Origin of the sequence: Tumebacillus avium (assembly GCF_002162355.1) — a bacterium.
Lineage (GTDB): Bacteria > Bacillota > Bacilli > Tumebacillales > Tumebacillaceae > Tumebacillus_A > Tumebacillus_A avium.
The window spans coordinates 2,759,729-2,775,626 of sequence record NZ_CP021434.1; the positions used below are offsets into that span (position 1 = coordinate 2,759,729).

Here is a 15,898-nt window from a genome sequence, read left to right on the forward strand (position 1 = left end):
GTCCCTTTGCGGGACTCCTTTTTTAAAACGCTTCGTTGAGGTCTTTTTGCAATTGATGGCGCACCAGGAAGAAATACAGGAACGCTTGCACGGCGAGAATTAAGAAGGTGACAAAATAGATCGAGTTGTAGTCGCCGCCGAGCAGCAGGTATCCGGCCAACATGGAGGACAACGCGCCTGCCGCCGAGCGGAACAGGTTGCGCAGCCCGGAGTGCAGGCCGCGTTCGTCGTCGGCTGTCGCTTTCATCATCGAGGAGTCGATGAACGAGTTGAACAGCGTGCCGCTGAACCCTTTGCCGAGCAGGAACAGATAGAAGGCATAGACGATGACGTTAAAGCCCATCAGCAGCATGCAGATCAGCAGGAGCGCATAGGCGCTGTACAAGCCGACGCGCCGCCATGAAGTCTTCATCAGATACGGTGTGAACAGCGAAGCGAGGAAGAGCAGGAACGAGTTCACCGCCAGCATGTAGCCGATCGCGTCGTCGCTGAGCGTATAGCGTTCGCGCAGGATGACGTTTTCAAACGGCCCGAGCAGCTGCCAGATGAAGCCGTTGGTGGTGGCGAACAGCACGTAGATCATCACCTGCTTGCTTGGGATGACCTTCCAGCTGACTCTCTTCGGGCTCTTCGATTCCTCTTCGGCGACCCGTTTGCTTTTCGCGGGGAGGAAGCAGCGCATGAGCAGCATGATCGCAAAAGCGACGGCGATCAAAAAGACGGTGCTCTGATACATCGTGTTGCCGGGCGGCAGCAGGGCGGGCAGTTTGGTGCCGAGGATGTTGCCGAGCGCCAGCGCCAAGGTGAAGGCGGAGACAAGCAGGCTGTAGGCGGTCGTCTCGTCTTCCTTTTTCTCGCACAGCGACATGATGTACGGGAATTCACAGGCGATGACAAACGAGAAGCCAAAGCCGGACACGATCTGTGCCAGATACAGCGTGAGCGGCGTCTCGACAAATCCGATCAGCACATAGCCAAGCACAACGAATGCCGAGCCGAACAGCATCGTGAATTTTGAACCAAACCGGTCGGTGATCATGCCGGCCGGATAGGACACGGCAGCGACGGTCAGCGTGTAGCAGGCGAGCGAGATGCCGATCGTCGCCGTGGTGAAGCCGAGTTCCAGATAGTGAAAGTTTAAGATGACCGCCATGCCGATGCCGACGCCAAACAGCATTTCGGACAGCAGATAAAACAGGACGGCAGGCGGCAGGGAAAAGAGCGAGCGCAAATAGCCAAGCATGACCTTTGTACCTCCAAACAACTTACAGGAATTTCAAATGTTCTAGGTAGTGTACTACATGGTGGCGAGGTTGTCAGCTTTTTTTTCGCTTTTTGCGTCCTCTTCGTACATCGAATCGATCTCTTCCTGGTAATTGGTCTGCAGGACGTGGGTGCGGACTTTCAAGGATGGGGTCAATTCGCCGTCTTCGAGGGTCAGGTCGCGGGTGAGCAAGCTGAATTTTTTCGGGATCTCATAGGGCGCAAAGTCTTTCAGCGTGCGTGCGATCTCGCCGTTGAACAGGTCGCTCACCGCCTGCTGCTGGAGGAGCTTGTGCAGGCCGGGCGGGAGATCCTGCTCGTCAGCCCACTGGCGCAAGGCGGGAAAATCGGGCACGATCAGCGCCGTCACGTATTTGCGGCGGTCACCGAACAGGATGGCCTGCGAGATATAGGGGCTGCGGGCCAAGGCCGACTCGATCGGGAATGGCGCGACATTTTTGCCGGTGGTGAGGACGAGGATGTTTTTCTTGCGCTCGACGATGCGCAGGTAGCCGTCGCTGAGCTCGCCGATGTCGCCGGTGCAAAACCAGCCCTCTTCGTCAAACGCTTCGGCGGTGGCTTGCGGATTCTTGTAGTAGCCGCTCATGATGCTGGGGCCTTTGACGAGAATCTCGCCGTCCGCTGCCGTTTTGATCTCCAGACCGGGAATCGGGCGCCCGACCGTGCCGACGCGGATCGCGGTGACCGGGTTGGTGGAGATGACCGGCGAAGTTTCGGTCAGTCCGTAGCCTTCGGAGACGGGCAGGCCGATCGCGTGAAAGAACTCGGCGATGTACGGGGACAGGGCAGCGCCGCCGGAGACGAGCAGGCGCAGGTTGCCGCCCATTTTCTCGCGGACTTTTGAGTAGACGAGCTTGTCGAACAGCGGGCGGAACAGGCGAGTGCCGACAGACGGCTTTTGCGAATGCTTGACGCCCGATCGGATGGCGACGTTAAACAGCCAGCGCCGCAAGCCGGAGGAGTCCTGGAGAGTTTTCATCACGCCTGCATAGACTTTTTCATAAAAGCGCGGGACGGACATGAGCAGCGTGGGTTTGACTTCGACGATGTTTTGGGCGACGAGGGTGATGTCTTCGGCGTAGGCGATGGTGGCGCCGGCGAGCGTGGCGGTAAATTGGCCGCAGGTGCGTTCGAAGATGTGGGACAGAGGCAGGTGGGAGAGCGTGATGTCGCTGGTGTCTAGGGGGATATATTTGCCGGTCTCGACGATGTTGGCGATCAGGTTGCCGTGGGTGAGCATGACGCCTTTCGGATTGCCGGTCGTGCCTGAGGTGTAGCAGATCGTGGCGGTGTCGCCTTCCGCAACGTCTTCCCAAGTCGTGAGCGGACCCTGGCCTTCCAGCATCTCGAAGCCGGTCTCCAGCACATCGCTGTAGGCGAGGATGTTGGTGTTGTTTTCGAGGACGGCCGGTTCGAAGAGGATGATATAGCGCAGTTTGTCGGGGGCGGCGGCGCGGGCTTTTTCGGCGAGCTCGGGGGTTTCGGCGAAGAGGATCTCGACATCGCCGTTGTCTAGGATGTAGCCGATCTGCGCTTCGGTCAGGGTCGGGTAGATCGGAATCGAGATGGCGCCAAGCGACAGGATGGCGTAGTCGGCGATCGTCCAGGCCGGGCGGTTGCCCGAGAGGATGGCGACTTTGCTTTGCGGTTGGATGCCGAGCTTTTGCAAGCCGTATGCTAGCGACTGAATGCGCTGCCAAAACACGCTGTACGTCATGCGGTGCCAGATGCCGTCTTCTTTCCAGAGCAAGGCGTCGCGATTGTAGTACGAGGATACCGTTTCATGGAGCATCGCAGGTAAATTTCGCATGAATTCACGTCCTCCTTTTCCGAGGGGCAGGTGTGGTGATTCATGTTTACGCCGTGAGGGTTTGTACGTATGATAAAAAGAATAGGAAAGGAGGACGGGATAAGATGCGCTTTTCACGAGCGGAATTGCTGGAGATTATCACGCCGCACGTCTTGCGGACGCTGGTGCGGCTGCACGCAGCCAAAGGCAAGGTGGTGACGGCCGACGAGCTGTCACAGGCGGGCTTGTCGGAAGCGGAGCAGCGCGCGCTGATTCAGACGCGGCGTTTAGAGGAGACGGAGCCTGGGGTGTATGGGGTGAACCTGAACGTGTAAACAAAAGATGGGGGAGGAAGACGGCGATGCGTGATCGCCGTCTTTCCTCTTTAAAGGGAAGGGTTACTGCGCGTCCTCAGTGCCGTTGCTTACGACTTGGCGTCTGATGTCGCGAAGCAGTTCGGCTTTGTTTTTGCGTACGCGCAGCCCGCCGACTTTATAGGACGGATGAATTCGCAGCCGTTTGGCGAGCGCCTGGACTTCTTTGACACCCATGCTGTTCAACTCTTCCACGTCGACACTCATTCCTTCCACCTCCCAAAAATAAAACCCAGACCCGCAGACAGGGGTCTAGGTTTTACTTTGTCCAATTTGGCTCTTTATTTCCCAAGAATATCATCTTTCAAAGTGAGCAGGTGGTTGACCACGGTGTCGATGTCCGCTTCGGAGACGTTGAAGTCGCGCAGGGCGTCAGACAGGTGGTGAGCCACCGCCATGAAGTGCGCCATTTGCAGGTTCATGCCTTCGTGCGCTTTCTCCATGCTTTTGCCGGAGTATTGGTTCGGGCCGCCGAGCGCGAAGGAGATGAATTGCGCCTGGTGGCGGCGCTGCTTGTCCATGTCGGTAGTTTTGAAGAAGTGGTTGACGGTGTCATCTTTCATCATGCGGTCGTAGAAGTTATCGACAACGGCAGAGATCGCTTCCTGGCCGCCGAGCTTTTCGTAAAGGGATTGAGTTTCTTGCATCGGAAATCATCCTCTCCAAATATTGTTTACATGAACAGGATACCCGAAAATCAGGAATTATATTGTGATAAATATCACACTGTGATACGATTTTGTCAGAAGAAACTGACTCGTGAGTGCAAAAGGGAGTGGAGAGATGAACGTACATAAGATCGCAGTCCCGACTCCTTTTGAAATTGGGGACGTCAATGTCTACTTGCTGCAGGACGAGGGCTGTTTGACGCTCGTCGATACCGGCACGAACAGCCGGGAAGGGGAGCGGGTGCTGGAGCAGGGCTTGGCGGAAGTGGGCGTGCGCGTGGAAGACTTGTCGCAGATTGTGCTGACCCATTTTCACGCTGACCATGCCGGACTTTTGGAGCGGCTGGTGCAGCGCAGCGGCGCAAAAGTGTATGCGCATCCGCTGACCCACGACCTGATCCTGCCGACTGAGCAAGGGCTGCAGAAGCGGGCGGACTTTTTTGATGAGATCTATCTGCGCATGGGTCTGGTCGATGAAGTTCGGCGCGGGAAGATCGTCGCGGAGATCAAAGGCTATCAGGACGACATGGGCCGCGCGGGCGTCGATGTGGCGCTGCACGAAGGGGACAAGCTGCCCGGGCATGACAAGTGGCGCGTGATCTATACGCCGGGACACTCGCAGGATCACCTGTCCTTGTATCGGGAAGCGGACGGCATGATGGTGCTCGGGGACCATCTGCTGCAGAACATCTCGTCGAACGCTTTTATCGAGCCGCCGGCACGGGATGGGGACGAGCGTCCGAAGACGCTGATGATCTATCGCGAGGCGTTGCGCAAAGTGTACGCGATGGAGTGGAGCGTGGGCCTGCCCGGGCATTTTGAGGAGATCCGCGAGTATCGGGAGCTGATCGACAAGCGTTTTGCCTCGCAGGAGAAGCGGGCGGCAAAAGTGGTCGAGCAGGTGAAAGCGGGCAAGCGCACCGGGTACGAGATCTGTGCGGCGCTGTTCCCAAAAGTGATGAACCACCTGCCCTTGGTGATGTCCGAGACGCTTGGGCAACTCGACTGGATGACGGCGGAAGGCAAGATCACGCGGGAACTGAACGAGCAGGGCGTGTGGGTGTTTCGGTAAAAAGTGCATGAGCAGCAGAAAGCCTCCTCAAGGTTTGAGGAGGCTTTTGTCGCTGATCGGGATCGTGTACGTTTCGCCAAAGCTGTTTTTGTGATGGAAGCGGTCGCGGATGACGATGCGGTCGCGGTAGAGTTCGACGAAGCGGGATTCGCTTTTGAAGTGGTCGGCGATCCGGTCAACGATCGGCTGATAGACGGAGCCGAGACCAACGAAGGTGATGTTGTCGCGCTGGAGAAACTCGGTTGGTGCGGTGATCGAAACATGGGAGTGTCCGGAAAACCAGATCACTTGCGGGTGTTTGCCCGCGATGGCGAGCAACTGGTTGGTCTGCACGGCGGAGACGCCGTTGTCCGTTTTGCCAACCGTCTTGTCGAGCGGCTGGTGGAGGAAGACGAAGGTGGGAGCTTTGGAGCTGAGGAGCGTTTTTTCAAACCAGGAGATCTGCTCGTCAGACAGCCAGGCCGCTTCGCCGATGACCTTTTGTTTATCCATGTATTGTTCGGGCGAGAGGTGAATGAAATGCGCCCCTTGTTCGAAATGGTCGTAGTAGAGCTTCTTGAGGCGGAAGACGTTCCGAAATACGGCTTTGGCTTTGTTGTCGTTCCATTCGGGATTCTCCCATTGGTAGTAGTATTCGTGGTTGCCCATGGTGGGATAGAGCTTGAAGTTGCCGTTGGCTTTGTTGATCGTCTGCACCAGTTCAAGATCTTTCGGGCGGCCGTTGCTGAGATCGCCGTTGATGACGAGAAACTCAGGCTTGAGCGGCGCGATGTCACGCAAGGCGTGCGTAAACTTGTACGTGCTCTTGTAGTGGTCGATGCTCCAGGCGTCCATCACATGAACGTCTGAGAAAACAGCAAACTTCAGCAGGGGCTCCTCCAACTGTTTCGGCCCGGCCAGACCCGTGCCCGGAATCAGCAGGACAGCCATCAGCAGCGTGAAGAGCGCGGCCGCAACATACCGTCTCATCCTCAAGTTCCCTCCTCCTTATCCGGCAAAAAAGTTTCAGGTAGTATGCCACGATTTGACAGGGAGTATGTTACACTCGAAAGAGAAGAGTCTATTGAACTGGGAGGGTTTCGGGATGTCGATTTATGAAGCGCGCTTGGCGCGGATTCGCGAGTGGATGCAGACGGAGAATGTTGGTGTGCTCTTGGTGACTTCGCCGCCGAACGTGTATTATTTGACCGGCTTTGACTGCCATCCGCATGAGCGCTTTATGGCGCTGTGCTTGACCGATAAAGGGGATCAGGCACTGTTTGTGCCAACGCTGGAGAAGGAAGAGGCGCAGAAGACCGGCTTTGCGAACATCGTCACCGTGTCCGATACGGATGACCCGATGCAAAAGCTGCGCGAGACTCTGGGCGACGCGCCGTACGGGACATTGGCTGTGGAGAAGCAGCACATGACGGTGGCGCGCTTCGAACAGCTGCAGACCGTGTTTGGCGAAGGCAAGGCGGTGGCGGCGGAAGATCTGCTGCTCGGCATGCGCCTGCGCAAGGACCGCGACGAAGTTGCGATTATGAAAAAAGCGGCCGAGATCGCCGACCGTGCCGTGGAAGCGGGCGTGGCGGCAATCGCGGTGGGCAAGACCGAGCAGGAGTTGGTCGCTGTCGTCGAATCGACGATGATGGCGCTGGGTGCCTCGGGCACATCGTTCTCGACGATCGTGCTGGCTGGTGAGAAAAGCGCACTGCCGCACGGGTCTCCGGGCAGCCGCACCATTGCACCGGGCGACTTCGTGCTGTTCGATCTCGGGGCGGTCTACGAAGGCTACTGCTCCGACATCACCCGCACGGTCGTCGTGGGTACGGTGAGCGACAAACAGCGTGAAATCTACGAGACGGTGCTCGCCGCCAACCTCGCCGGCATCGCCGCGACCAAAGCGGGCCGTCCGGCGAAAGAGGTCGATCAGGCAGCGCGCGACGTGATTGAACAGGCTGGCTACGGCGAATACTTCACGCACCGCGTCGGGCATGGTCTCGGCATAGAAGTGCACGAGTTCCCGTCGATGCACGGCAACAACGAACAGGAGATGGTGCCCGGCATGGCCTTCACCATCGAGCCTGGCATCTACGTCCCGGAAGTGGGCGGCGTGCGCATCGAGGACGATGTGATCGTCACCGAAGACGGCGTGGAAATCCTCACCTCCTATCCGAAAGATTTGCAGATCATCCCGGTATAACATACAAAAAAGCCATCCAGCAGGATGGCTTTTCTTACGTGCTCAACAACGCTCGTTTCTGATTCTGTTGCTGCTCGAAGCGCTCTAAGATCTCCAGATACAGCGTGTTGAACTCGGCAAAGCGCTCGATCGTCACGACGTGCGCACAGCCTTGCAACAGGTGGATCTTGGCGCCGTGGATCCACTCTTTCATCTTTTTGACCTGGCCGACAAACCAATAGTCGGCATCGCCGGAGATGAGGTGCGTCTGCACGTTCAGCTTGCGGCACAAGCTGCCACCGTCCGCCTGGGTCAGGAAGGAGATGATCTTCTCAAACTCCCGCGGGCACAAGTCCTGTGAGGCTTTGATAAACGCCTGCCGTCCGACCTGCTCGCGGCGACGCGGCATCAGCACTTTCGAACCGATGCGCACGATCATGCTCGGCGGCAGGATGCGCGTCAAGGTCCGGTTGAGCGGCGAGATCACCGCACGGAAATACCACGGCAGCCGGTAGAAGCCCCCGGCCAAAGTCAGCGTCCGCACCATCTCCGGATATTTGCCGGCAAACGCCTGCGCCACCAGCGCGCCCATCGAAAGCGAGCAGATATGCGCCGACGTGATGCCTTTTGACTTCATCATCGCGGCGAGGTCGTCCGCGTACAGCTCTGCGTCGTACGATTCCACCTTGGAACCGCCCGTCTTGCCGTGACCGCGCAAATCGTAGAGCAAGACCCGAAACTTCTTTTGAAACATCCGCACTTGCGGCAGCCACGTCCGTGAGTTGCCCGCAAATCCGTGTATAAAAATGACCGGTACACCCGTTCCGTGTTCGCTTACATAATGCTGCATGCTGGGTTATTACCTCCCTAAAAAGGTAACTAAAGCGTAGCATAGAACCCTGTCTGACAACACCAAACATTTCGTGACAAAAGCTTTCCAAACAGGGAGGAAAACGAAACAGGGGATTGAATTTCTTATAGAGTCACAAGATTTTTCAATATCGGTGGAGGAAACAATGATCAAGAATTACACGCCGAGCAAGGGCGATTTAGAAAAACTGGCGCGGATGAAAGCTCCGTACCAGCAAACGATAGATGAGCTGAAAGTCAAATTAAAAGGCATCAAATACGGCTGCCTGCAAGAAAACGGCTACTCTCCGATCGAATACGTGGTTGGCCGCGTCAAATCGACCGAGTCGATGCTGAAAAAGGCGGAGCTCAAAGGCGTGCAGATCGGCGTCGGCAACTGGATCGAAGACGTCGAGCACCAAGTGAAAGACATCGCCGGCCTGCGCCTCGTCTCCCGCTATATCGAAGATATCCGTGAAGTGCAGGAGATTCTCACCCAACGCGAAGACTTTGTCGTCGAAGAGGTGAAAGACTACATCGCCACACCGAAAGACTCCGGCTACCGTTCGATTCACATGATCGTGCGCTACCCGACCTACCACGGACCGCTGAAAAAGGACGCTTTCTGCGAGATTCAGCTGCGGACCTTGGCGATGAACTTCTGGGCGACCAATGAACACGAACTGCGCTACAAATACGACGAGAAGATTCCGAACGACATGCGGGCCGCTTTGCGCCGCGCCGCCGATACCGCCCATGAGCTCGACATGCAGATGGGCGAGTTCCGCCGTGAGATTCGCGACGCGCATGAACTGAATGTCCAGTACGCCATGTCGAACGAAGTGAAGCTCGAAGAGATCTTCTCGCTCTATGTGAAAAAAGACTACAAGCGCGCCCAAGAGCTCTACCGCCACTATTTTGGCGACGGGCACGATTTTACCCACGATCCCAAGCTGAAAATGATCGACGACCTGCTGGGCTCGCGATTGAAAATGATGAAATAAAAAGAGACCCGAGAGGGTCTCTTTTGTCTTGCCAATTATGCTTTCTCACGCAAGGAGCGCTCGATCGAGGTCATCAGCTGCACGCCAACGTCCGGTTCAAACGCATCGACTGCGGTCTGCATCGCATAGGTGAAGCGGAACGTGGAGGTGTCCTGCAGCAGATCGCGCAGCATTTTGCGGGCGGTCGGCGAAAGCTCTTGCTTCAGCACGCCTTCCAGAAACTTTTGAATGTCGGACGTCTCCTGATCCAGACGCGCGGACAGATCGGATGCGATCGACTTTTGCGGGGCAGGTTCCGGATGCACCGGCTGGTTGATCTTGAACTGGTGCGGCTGCAGTTCGCCTTCCGCTTCCTGCACTTCCGGTTGCTGCACAGCAGGTTCGGCAGCAGCAACGACGATCTCCGGATCTTCGCTTACCGCCGGCGGTTCTTCTTCCACAACGGCCGTTTCGTGTTGCAGAGCAGATTCAATATGTACGGAAGTCTTTTCTTTGTTCTCCAGCGAGAAGGCGATCTCACCGGTACGGCGGTCAAATTTATTGATGCGGACGGTGATCGGCACTTGCTTGTCGATCATCTCCTGCAGGTTGTTTTGCATCACCGACGACATTTCACTGTTATGAATCAAACCGCTCAGCCCGTCTGAAGTGGACGCAAAGCAACCGAAATCCATGATGCGAAACGGATAAACTTCAATAATGGAACCCACATGATACTTGCTCAGCAAGCTGGGTTTCAAGTTGTCTTTCTTCGAACGTCCAAACTGTTGAACATAACGCAAAGTATCCATATAGTTGTGCGATACCTTCCCCTCTAAGAAGCCTATTCAAAAGCCCTGCTCTTCAGCTGGAAAAATTTAGTTTTTCCAATGGCTTTCATAATTCAAGTTTACAACTTGCCAGAATAATGTCAAGCATTCAACAGGATTAAGGAATTACTAACGTTTTACAACAAAGAGACGCTTTTTCACGAAACGTCTCTTTGTGTTCAATTTATTCGGTTTGCGCTAACTGACGAATCTGTTCCAAAGTCGGCATGTCTTCGAAATGATGGATCAACAGGCGCATGCCGTCGTTCAAATAAGACGGGATCGTGTCGATGTTCAGTTCTTGCGCTTTTTGCAGATCTGCTTCAAAAGCCGCACGGCCGCTGCCGTCGTTCAGCGCGCTTTGAAACTTTTCCGCATCGAGGCCGATCTCTTCAGCGATCTTCACGAGCAGCGCTTCGTCGGAGATATCCTGCTTGTTGCCCCAGTGCGCGAGGAACGTAGCTTCGACAAACGCTTCCGCTTTGCCCATTTCGGAGGCAACCTTGGTAGCGATCAGCGCCGGAACCGTCTCTTTTTGGATCGGGGAGGCGAGCTTGACGTTGAGCTGTTCCCGCAATTCGCGGAGCTTGAGGCCGGCCGCTTCCATGTATCCTTCCGGCTTCGGCGGCGGGGTGGCGTCTGCGGGCATCTTCCAGACATGATAGTCGACGGCAACGCCTTCTGCAGCCAGTTCGCGCACGGTGAACGTCGCGAGGTAGCACCACGGGCAGCTATAGTCGAAGTAAAAATCGAGTTGGGCCATTAGAATTTCCCTCCTACCAATTGCGTGTGCGCGACGGCGAGGCATTGGTCCATCACGATCTCCACGCCGTTTTGTTTGGCGAGCTCGGCAGCTTTTTCATCATAGACGCCCGATTGCGCCCAGATGCGTTTGGCGCCTGCTTTGATCGCCGCTTCCACCACGCTGTACAGTTCTTCGCTGCGGCGGAAGACGTTGACGAGGTCGATCCCTTCCGGCACATCATCCAGTGTGGGATAAGACGTCTCGCCTAATACCTCTTCGACCATCGGGTTGACCGGAATGATCCGGTAGCCGCGCTGCTGCATCGTCTCCGAGATCAGATACGAGGTGCGCTCCGGCTTGTCGGACAGGCCGACGACGGCGATGATCTTCGTTTCGGTCAGCCACTTGCGCAGTTCGTCATGGGTCGGTTCTTGGTACATGATTGCATCATCCTTTGCCGTAGATTGGTGTATGCTTCCAGCATACCCTGAAATCCGTGAAAAATCTGTTGCGTGCATTACGTTCATTTAGACAAACCGGGACAAACATGATACATTGGGGGCATTGTCAGTCATATACATAAGGAGGAGACGAAAAATGGCAGAGTCCCTTTTTCTTCAATATCCGAAGTGCAGCACGTGCCGCAACGCGAAAAAATGGTTAGAAGCGCGCGGCGTCTCGTTTGAAGACCGTCACATTGCCGAGCAGCCCCCGACCAAGGAAGAGCTGCGCGATGTGCTCGCCAAGAGCGGTCTTGACATCAAGAAGCTGTTTAACACGAGCGGGCAGAAGTACCGTGAACTCGGCTTGAAGGACAAGCTGAAGGCGATGAGCGAAGAGGAGATGCTCGACCTGCTGTCAACGGATGGCATGCTGGTCAAGCGCCCGATCTTTGTGCACGGCGGGAAAGCGACGGTCGGTTTTAAGGAAGAAGAATTTACAAAAGTGCTCAGTTAGGAGCGTGATCTATCTTTGATTCGCAAGACAGTGTTACCGAACGGGCTGAAAATTGTCACCGAGCGGACTCCGTACCTGCGCGGTGCGGTGGCGCACCTGCGCTTTGGCATCGGCTCCGGCCAGGAGCCGTTGAAGATCCAAGGGGTGGCGCACGTCCTCGAACACATGGTGTTCAAAGGGACGCCTGATCTCGACCAGGTGGCATTCGGCAATGAGATCGCCCGGCTGGGCTGCTCGACCAACGCCTCGACCGGATTCGAGTCGACCACCTACGAGCTGGACGGTCCGGCAGAAACGGTGCTGCAGGGCCTTGATGTCTTTGCCGGCGTCATCGCCAAGTTCCATGTTCCGCCCGAGGAGTTTGACAAAGAAAAAGACGTGATTCAAGAAGAGTACAAAATGATTCAGGACGACCCGTCGGCGTGGGGCGAAGACCTCGCCTACCACGCGCTGCTCGGCGATTTTGCCCATCCGACGATCGGGACGCCCGATTCGATCGACGGGCTGACCAGAAGCATCGTGCTCGACTTCGCCAAGGAGCATTATACGCCCGACAACCTGATCGTTGGCGTGGTCGGCAACGTCGAGCATGAAAAAGTGGTCGAGGTAATCGCGAAGCATTTTGGCGGCGAGACCCACACCCGCACAGCGCCGGAAACTGTGCAGCTGACTCAGATCAAAGTCCGCCATGAAGAAGAGGACTGCGAGCAGGAGCAGGTGTTCCTCGGCTTCCGTGCCCCGGAAGTGACGCGCAAAGACCTGCCCGCTTTTGACGTGGCGATGACGATCCTCGGCGGCGACTCCTGGTCGCGGCTGTTCCAGCGTTTGCGCAACGAGCTGGGGCTGGTCTACCAGGTCGACGGCTCCTACTCCGGCTGGCCGCATGTCGGCAGCTACATGATCTATGCGGGCTGCCAGCCGTCTGAGACGGACCGCGTGCTGGCGGAGATCCAGTCTGAGCTGTTCAAATTAAAATCGGACATCACCGCCGACGAACTGTTCCGCTCCAAAGCGATGCTCAAATCGAGCCTGCTGATGAGCAGCGACCAGCTCGGCAACAAAGTCCACAAGCTGATCGACGATGAACTGCTGTTTGGCACCTATCGCCAGTACGAGCAGGACATCGCGGAGCTTGATGCGGTGACGGTGGAAGAAGCTTTGCGCCTCGCCCATGAAGTGCTTGACCCCGACAAGATGACGCAAGTGACGGTCGGGCCGCATCAACCAACGCTCTAATTCCACATTCGCCAGCCCCCGCTGTCTGTGCAGCGGGGGCTTTTTGAATTCCAGCAAAATGCTGTTGCGTTCGCCTGTTCGAGGTGTATAATATGGTCTATTACAAAATGTTTCGGATTTCGAAGTAACTCCGGGGGAGAGTGTACGTGCTGTGCATGAGGAAAAAAAGGCCAAGTCATTGCTCTTGTTTGTTGTGATCATCTGGGGCCTGAATGTCGTGATGGTGAAATACCTGTCCGGCTTCTTTCCGCCGCTGGAGCTGGCCACCTATCGAATTGGTGCAGCAGCAGTGCTGTTGGGTGTGGTAGTATGGAAGATGTACGGTTTTGTAAAGTTATCGTTAAGAGAATGGCTGTACATCGCGGGCATTGCGGTCAGCGGGATCTTCCTGCATCAGATCGCGCTCAGCGCGGGGATCAAGACGACCGATGCGTCCACCTCGTCGCTGATCCTCGGTCTCAATCCGCTGGCGACGTCACTGCTTGCGTATGCGATTTTTCGTGAACCGCTGACCCTGCGCAAAATCAGCGGGGTCGCGCTGGGCTTTCTCGGGGTGGCTTTGGTCATCTTTGGGGACTCGTGGGAGAAGACAGCATCGCTGGCCTTCGGAAAAGGCGAGCTGCTGGTCTTTGTGTCGATGCTGGTCTACGTGATCTCCGGCATGTTTATCAAAAAAGCGACGCAGACAACTCCCGTGCTGGTCGTGACCGGCTACAGCCACGTGCTGGCGACGGTGCTGCTGCTGCTCGTTACGGGAGGGCAAAGCCTGATCACAGGCGAGATCGCCGCACTGCCGACCGACTGGTTCGTCTGGGGCGTGTTGCTCTTCTCGGGCTGGGTGGCGACGGCGCTGGGCGCGATCTGGTGGAACTCGGGCATTCGATTGATCGGAGCCGGGCGCACGGCGATGTTTTTGAACGGGATGCCGATCATGAGTCTCCTGTTCTCCGTCCTGCTGCTTGGGGAGTCGATCACCTGGGTCCATGGCATTGGTTTTCTGATGGCATTTTTTGCGATCTACCTCGGCACATCACAAGGGAAGATAAACATGAAACGACAAGGGGAGATCGCAAAAGGGCAGCCGGCATAGGTTGCTCTTTTGCCGGTTTAGTTGAGGGGAGGCAGACGGCTGCTGATGATGAATCCTTGTGTGATATTTACCGTTGCATTTTTAGCCAAGATTGCCGTGTTTCAGAATTTGGTGTTTGGCGAAGTGGACGTGAAGATTCTTTTTCTGCGCGAACTGCCGTTTGTGCTGCTCGTTCACTTTTTGATTGAACTGATCGCAGGGAAGCGCAGGCTGCCCTTGTACTTTTTGATGAGCGCGATCTTTTCGACCGCTTTTCTCAGCATCGCGCTGTACCATGATTTCTATGGCACGCTGCTGACCTATCAGGCGCTGGGGCAGGCCGGTCAAGTGGGGGAGATCACGGAGAGCATCGTGGAGATCTTCAACATGTGGTATCTGCTGTTCTTTGCCGACCTGGCTTTCCTGTTCCTGTACAAGAAGTTCCAGCCGAAAAATAGGAAGATCCGCCGCCTGAACTACGCGGCCGTCTCTTTGCTGTCCCTGGTGGCGGTCGTCGCTTCGATCTGGCAGGTCGAGCAGAAAGAGATCGTCAACGAGATGAAAAAAGCCGAGCAGATGGGCGTCTTCAACTACCAGGTGGCGCTCGCTGTCGGCGGTGTGGTGCAGGAGGAAGAGGAGATCGGCGAGGTCACGCAGGAGCGCATCTTTGAGCTGAAGGGGATCGAAGAGGTGGAAGAGCCGCAATACTTCGGTCTCGCCAAGGATAAAGACGTGATCGTCGTGCAGCTCGAATCCTACCAGAACTTCCTGATCGGCCTCGAGATCGATGGGAAAGAAGTCACGCCGAACCTGAACAAGCTGCGCCGGGAAAGCGCCTATTTCCCGAACTTCTATCAGCAGGTCGGAAAAGGCAACACCTCGGACGCCGAGTTCATGCTGAACACGTCGATCTACCCGGTTGGCGACTATGCAATGTCGCAGCGCTTTGGCAACAAGGAAATTCCGAGCATGGCCAAACTGCTCAAGCCGTACAACTACGAAAGCGCGACGTTCCACACCAACGATCTGGAGTTCTGGAACCGCGATCAGATGTACGAAGCGCTGGGCTTTGACAAGACGTTCGACAAGCAATTTTTCGGCGAAGAGGAAAAAGTTGCGTTTGGCGCGTCCGACCGTATTTTGTATGAGAAGACGGTGCCGGAGCTCGTCAAGATCAAACAGAGCGGCAAGCACATCTATGCCAACCTGATCGCCATGTCGAGCCACCATCCGTTCAAACTGCCGCAGGAACTGAACGTGTTCACCATTCCGCAGGAACTGGAAGGCACGGCGCTGGGCGGCTATATCGAATCGGCAGCTTATGTCGATGCACAGATCGGGCACTTTATCAGCCTGCTGAAAGCGAACGGACTGTATAACGACACCGTGCTGATGATGTACGGCGACCATTTCGGGATGGGCGGGTCTGCGCTCAACGAGACGGAAGACAAGTTTATGACCGACTGGCTGAAGACCGATTACACGTCGCTGGAGTCGTTTAACATTCCCCTGTTCATCAAAGCGCCGGGCCTGAAAGCGCAGGAGGTTCCGCACACCGGCGGTCAAGTCGACATGATGCCGACGGTCGCCAACCTGCTGGGCGTGGAGATGGAGGATCAGATCCACTTTGGACAAGACTTGTTCAACTACAGCAAAAACATGCTGCCGGAACGGTTCTATCTGCCGTCCGGGTCGTTTTTGAACAACGAGATTCTGTTTGTGCCGGGCTTGAGCTACTATGACGGGAAGGCCGTCTCGCTGGCCACGCAGGAGGAGGCGGAGAAAGTCTCCGAATACGAGGAGCAGTTCACGCGGGCGCTGGAACTGCTCAAGCTGAGCGACGGCTATATGCGTTCACTGCCGGAACGAAACGAATAA

General features: G+C 56.1%; 17 protein-coding genes. 8 read left to right on the top strand and 9 right to left on the bottom strand.

Annotated features, from left to right (window positions below):
• Nucleotides 1-22: 22 nt before the first annotated feature.
• Nucleotides 23-1,243 carry an MFS transporter gene (locus tag CBW65_RS13180; RefSeq protein ID WP_087457243.1) on the bottom strand — a complete coding sequence of 407 codons (1,221 nt, stop codon included), beginning with the start codon at nucleotides 1,241-1,243 and terminating at the stop codon, nucleotides 23-25.
• Nucleotides 1,244-1,297: 54 nt separating this feature from the next.
• Nucleotides 1,298-3,094 (bottom strand): AMP-dependent synthetase/ligase, encoded by a 1,797-nt coding sequence (locus CBW65_RS13185; RefSeq protein WP_087457244.1) that lies wholly within the window; start codon nucleotides 3,092-3,094, stop codon nucleotides 1,298-1,300.
• Between the two features lie 104 nt (nucleotides 3,095-3,198).
• On the opposite strand from CBW65_RS13185, the gene CBW65_RS13190 reads away from it, so the two are divergent.
• A complete protein-coding gene (locus CBW65_RS13190; RefSeq protein ID WP_087457245.1) occupies nucleotides 3,199-3,408 on the top strand; it encodes a hypothetical protein in 210 nt (69 codons plus the stop codon).
• A 63-nt stretch (nucleotides 3,409-3,471) separates the two neighbouring features.
• Here CBW65_RS13190 and CBW65_RS13195 read toward each other — a convergent pair whose 3' ends face one another.
• Nucleotides 3,472-3,654, bottom strand: a complete 183-nt coding sequence (locus tag CBW65_RS13195; protein ID WP_087457246.1) for a hypothetical protein — start codon at nucleotides 3,652-3,654, stop codon at nucleotides 3,472-3,474.
• Between the two features lie 74 nt (nucleotides 3,655-3,728).
• Nucleotides 3,729-4,094 (bottom strand): group I truncated hemoglobin, encoded by a 366-nt coding sequence (locus CBW65_RS13200; RefSeq protein WP_087457247.1) that lies wholly within the window; start codon nucleotides 4,092-4,094, stop codon nucleotides 3,729-3,731.
• A gap of 136 nt (nucleotides 4,095-4,230) precedes the next feature.
• Between CBW65_RS13200 and CBW65_RS13205 the strand changes: the two genes are divergently transcribed.
• A complete protein-coding gene (locus CBW65_RS13205; protein ID WP_087457248.1) occupies nucleotides 4,231-5,187 on the top strand; it encodes an MBL fold metallo-hydrolase in 957 nt (318 codons plus the stop codon).
• A 27-nt stretch (nucleotides 5,188-5,214) separates the two neighbouring features.
• Here the strand turns inward: CBW65_RS13205 and CBW65_RS13210 are convergent, their stop codons facing one another.
• Entirely contained in the window at nucleotides 5,215-6,156 is a 942-nt protein-coding gene (locus tag CBW65_RS13210; RefSeq protein WP_087457249.1) for a metallophosphoesterase family protein, read from the bottom strand.
• 115 nt (nucleotides 6,157-6,271) lie between these two features.
• Here CBW65_RS13210 and CBW65_RS13215 point away from each other — a divergent pair, with 115 nt between their 5' ends.
• Nucleotides 6,272-7,372 (top strand): M24 family metallopeptidase, encoded by a 1,101-nt coding sequence (locus CBW65_RS13215; protein WP_087457250.1) that lies wholly within the window; start codon nucleotides 6,272-6,274, stop codon nucleotides 7,370-7,372.
• 34 nt (nucleotides 7,373-7,406) lie between these two features.
• Here CBW65_RS13215 and CBW65_RS13220 read toward each other — a convergent pair whose 3' ends face one another.
• The gene (locus CBW65_RS13220; RefSeq protein ID WP_087457251.1) at nucleotides 7,407-8,201 is read right to left on the bottom strand and encodes an alpha/beta fold hydrolase; all 795 of its coding nucleotides are present in this window, start codon (nucleotides 8,199-8,201) and stop codon (nucleotides 7,407-7,409) included.
• 166 nt (nucleotides 8,202-8,367) lie between these two features.
• Between CBW65_RS13220 and CBW65_RS13225 the strand changes: the two genes are divergently transcribed.
• Nucleotides 8,368-9,204, top strand: coding sequence for a GTP pyrophosphokinase (locus CBW65_RS13225; RefSeq protein WP_232463320.1), 837 nt, complete (start codon nucleotides 8,368-8,370; stop codon nucleotides 9,202-9,204).
• A 35-nt stretch (nucleotides 9,205-9,239) separates the two neighbouring features.
• Here CBW65_RS13225 and CBW65_RS13230 read toward each other — a convergent pair whose 3' ends face one another.
• From CBW65_RS13230 to CBW65_RS13240, 3 genes are all read right to left on the bottom strand, one after another.
• The gene (locus CBW65_RS13230) at nucleotides 9,240-9,995 is read right to left on the bottom strand and encodes a S1 RNA-binding domain-containing protein (protein WP_087457252.1); all 756 of its coding nucleotides are present in this window, start codon (nucleotides 9,993-9,995) and stop codon (nucleotides 9,240-9,242) included.
• Between the two features lie 202 nt (nucleotides 9,996-10,197).
• Nucleotides 10,198-10,776 (bottom strand): DsbA family oxidoreductase, encoded by a 579-nt coding sequence (locus CBW65_RS13235; protein WP_157721936.1) that lies wholly within the window; start codon nucleotides 10,774-10,776, stop codon nucleotides 10,198-10,200.
• The gene (locus CBW65_RS13240; RefSeq protein WP_332457817.1) at nucleotides 10,776-11,198 is read right to left on the bottom strand and encodes a CoA-binding protein; all 423 of its coding nucleotides are present in this window, start codon (nucleotides 11,196-11,198) and stop codon (nucleotides 10,776-10,778) included. The genes CBW65_RS13235 and CBW65_RS13240 overlap by 1 nt, the downstream gene beginning before the upstream one ends.
• 157 nt (nucleotides 11,199-11,355) lie before the next feature.
• Here CBW65_RS13240 and CBW65_RS13245 point away from each other — a divergent pair, with 157 nt between their 5' ends.
• The 4 genes from CBW65_RS13245 (at nucleotide 11,356) to CBW65_RS13260 (ending at nucleotide 15,898) form a co-directional block, all read left to right on the top strand.
• Complete coding sequence (locus tag CBW65_RS13245) at nucleotides 11,356-11,715, top strand: arsenate reductase family protein (RefSeq protein ID WP_087457254.1); 360 nt, start codon at nucleotides 11,356-11,358, stop codon at nucleotides 11,713-11,715.
• Nucleotides 11,716-11,730: 15 nt separating this feature from the next.
• Complete coding sequence (locus tag CBW65_RS13250) at nucleotides 11,731-12,951, top strand: M16 family metallopeptidase (protein WP_087457255.1); 1,221 nt, start codon at nucleotides 11,731-11,733, stop codon at nucleotides 12,949-12,951.
• 151 nt (nucleotides 12,952-13,102) lie between these two features.
• Nucleotides 13,103-14,041, top strand: coding sequence for a DMT family transporter (locus CBW65_RS13255; RefSeq protein WP_087457256.1), 939 nt, complete (start codon nucleotides 13,103-13,105; stop codon nucleotides 14,039-14,041).
• A 45-nt stretch (nucleotides 14,042-14,086) separates the two neighbouring features.
• Nucleotides 14,087-15,898 carry an LTA synthase family protein gene (locus tag CBW65_RS13260; RefSeq protein ID WP_087457257.1) on the top strand — a complete coding sequence of 604 codons (1,812 nt, stop codon included), beginning with the start codon at nucleotides 14,087-14,089 and terminating at the stop codon, nucleotides 15,896-15,898.

Bases quoted from the DNA above. Each gene is read 5' to 3' on its own strand.
- CBW65_RS13180 (WP_087457243.1), bottom strand. From the start codon at position 1,243: ATGCTTGGCTATTTGCGCTCGCTCTTTTCCCTGCCGCCTGCCGTCCTG.
- CBW65_RS13185 (WP_087457244.1), bottom strand. From the start codon at position 3,094: ATGCGAAATTTACCTGCGATGCTCCATGAAACGGTATCCTCGTACTAC.
- CBW65_RS13190 (WP_087457245.1), top strand. From the start codon at position 3,199: ATGCGCTTTTCACGAGCGGAATTGCTGGAGATTATCACGCCGCACGTC.
- CBW65_RS13195 (WP_087457246.1), bottom strand. From the start codon at position 3,654: ATGAGTGTCGACGTGGAAGAGTTGAACAGCATGGGTGTCAAAGAAGTC.
- CBW65_RS13200 (WP_087457247.1), bottom strand. From the start codon at position 4,094: ATGCAAGAAACTCAATCCCTTTACGAAAAGCTCGGCGGCCAGGAAGCG.
- CBW65_RS13205 (WP_087457248.1), top strand. From the start codon at position 4,231: ATGAACGTACATAAGATCGCAGTCCCGACTCCTTTTGAAATTGGGGAC.
- CBW65_RS13210 (WP_087457249.1), bottom strand. From the start codon at position 6,156: ATGAGACGGTATGTTGCGGCCGCGCTCTTCACGCTGCTGATGGCTGTC.
- CBW65_RS13215 (WP_087457250.1), top strand. From the start codon at position 6,272: ATGTCGATTTATGAAGCGCGCTTGGCGCGGATTCGCGAGTGGATGCAG.
- CBW65_RS13220 (WP_087457251.1), bottom strand. From the start codon at position 8,201: ATGCAGCATTATGTAAGCGAACACGGAACGGGTGTACCGGTCATTTTT.
- CBW65_RS13225 (WP_232463320.1), top strand. From the start codon at position 8,368: ATGATCAAGAATTACACGCCGAGCAAGGGCGATTTAGAAAAACTGGCG.
- CBW65_RS13230 (WP_087457252.1), bottom strand. From the start codon at position 9,995: ATGGATACTTTGCGTTATGTTCAACAGTTTGGACGTTCGAAGAAAGAC.
- CBW65_RS13235 (WP_157721936.1), bottom strand. From the start codon at position 10,776: ATGGCCCAACTCGATTTTTACTTCGACTATAGCTGCCCGTGGTGCTAC.
- CBW65_RS13240 (WP_332457817.1), bottom strand. From the start codon at position 11,198: ATGTACCAAGAACCGACCCATGACGAACTGCGCAAGTGGCTGACCGAA.
- CBW65_RS13245 (WP_087457254.1), top strand. From the start codon at position 11,356: ATGGCAGAGTCCCTTTTTCTTCAATATCCGAAGTGCAGCACGTGCCGC.
- CBW65_RS13260 (WP_087457257.1), top strand. From the start codon at position 14,087: ATGATGAATCCTTGTGTGATATTTACCGTTGCATTTTTAGCCAAGATT.